Here is a 1,825-nt window from a genome sequence, read left to right as displayed (position 1 = left end):
GGACGGATTTTCCCATCGAGGTACAAATCAGCATAGCCCGCATACGCGTCCGCCTGAAGGATGCCCTCAAATTTAGCAAGATGAGTTTGTGGGTGAATGCCTTTGCGATCCGGTGAGTAAGCGAACCAGACGGCGGCCGGTTCTATGCAAGCCGAACGGCGGTCATCACGAACGTAGACCCAGAGTCGACCCGTGCGGGTCTTTTTGTTGCCCGGCGCGAGCACCGGGATCGGTGTGTCATCCGCGTGGATCTTGGTGGCCGCCATTACGTAGGCGCGCAGCGAGTCGGTCAGCGGTCTGCAGAGTTCTTCGCACTGGCCGACCCAGCGCGCTGTGGTGGCGCGATCAAGGCGTACGCCTTCGCGCGCGGCGATCCCCGTTTGGCGATACAAGGGGATGTGGTCCGCGTACTTCGAGACGAGGATGTCGGCGAGCAGACTCGGATGCGCGATGCTCCGCTCGATCGGCTGCCCCGGCATCGGCGGCTGTTCGATGTGACCGCAACTGGGACAGGCCATCTTGCGTCGAATCGTGCGGATGACCTTAAAGATAGCGGTGACGCGCGCCAACTGCTCGGACACGTCTTCGCCCAGCGCGCGCATGGCGCTGCCGCACTTTGGGCATGTCGAATCGGGTTCGAGCACGCGATCTTCGCGCGGCAGATGGGGCGGCAGAGTTTCCTTGGGCGCCTGGACAGAGACGCCCGAACTTGGCGATCGCGCGCGCGCCCGGCGAACGTCGGCGGCGCCTTGTCCAGTTGCCAGATCCTCTAGCTGTGTCTCGAGTTGATCTAATTGCCGATCCAACTGCTCGGATTTGCGGCCGAAGTGCATGCGTCTGAGCTTGTCGATCTGGACCTTCAGGCGTTCAATCTCGCGATCCCGATCAACAATTGATGCGAGGGCCTCGCTTAGCAAGGCCTGCAGGGTAACAACATCATCGGGGAGATCGGCGTCGCTCGGCATACGGCGCAGTTTACGAGCATCCCGCACGGTTTACAACTGCTACGCCATCGATAATGCCGCTGTGCGACGAGGTTGGCGCCAATCGATCCCTTCGAGGACCATGGATAACTGGGCGCTCGTCAAATGGATCTTGCCACCATCGGCCTGTGGCCAGATGAAACGACCATTGGTGAGGCGCTTCGCAAGCAGCCAGACCCCGTCATCAGTTGCCCATAAAATCTTGATCAAATCGCCGCGGCGCCCACGAAAGATGAACACGTCGCCGCTCAGCGGATTCTCACCGAGCGCTGTCTGCACCTTGGCAGCTAACCCCGGGAATCCAGAGCGCATGTCGGTGATACCTGCTGCAATCCACACCCGCGTACCCGCCGGCAGGCCGATCACGATCTCAAACTCGCCAGCACCGCTCGAAGCGTCTCGACATCGACCGCGCCATCCACTTTGACCATTGCACGGCCGATTCGAACTTCGATCGTGCCGCCCGGGGATGTCGCCTTCGCGACATCCGGTACGATCAACGCCTCTGGCGCAACCACGCTCGCTACGTTTGTTACCAAGCTCACGGGAATGAGCCCGCCAACCTTGCCCTGCTGTTTAACCCTATGCTCTCGTCGCCATCTGAACAGCAGATTAGCGTTCAAGCCGTTCTCACGAGCAAGACTTGAAACCGAGACACCGGGCTCACAGGCCGCATCGACCATTCGGCGCCGAAACTCCGGACTATGATTCGGGCAGCCTTTACGACCGCCCGAGCGCGATTTTTCTAATGTCAAAGTGGTTCCCACCATTCAAGTAGTGGGAACCACTTTGGCGTCTCATGGTAGCGAGATCAAGTGCGGCCCTCGCGCGACGCTTACGTC

At 60.3% G+C, this 1,825-nt stretch carries 3 protein-coding genes; all 3 read right to left on the bottom strand.

What is annotated here, in order from left to right; all coding sequences use genetic code 11:
* The coding region (gene tnpC / locus BSU04_RS22225) for an IS66 family transposase (protein WP_144021312.1) at window positions 1-965 on the bottom strand (965 nt) is incomplete at its 3' end.
* Between the two features lie 39 nt (window positions 966-1,004).
* Window positions 1,005-1,349: an IS66 family insertion sequence element accessory protein TnpB gene (gene tnpB, locus BSU04_RS22220; protein WP_089162631.1), complete on the bottom strand. Its 345-nt coding sequence runs from the start codon at window positions 1,347-1,349 to the stop codon at window positions 1,005-1,007.
* Entirely contained in the window at window positions 1,346-1,753 is a 408-nt protein-coding gene (gene tnpA / locus BSU04_RS49170) for an IS66-like element accessory protein TnpA (protein WP_089162630.1), read from the bottom strand. The genes tnpB and tnpA overlap by 4 nt, the downstream gene beginning before the upstream one ends.
* Window positions 1,754-1,825: the final 72 nt, after the last annotated feature.

Origin of the sequence: Caballeronia sordidicola (assembly GCF_002220365.1) — a bacterium.
GTDB lineage: Bacteria > Pseudomonadota > Gammaproteobacteria > Burkholderiales > Burkholderiaceae > Caballeronia > Caballeronia sordidicola_C.
Note: the sequence above shows the minus strand (reverse complement) of the source record. Positions and strands in the feature narration are given on the sequence as shown.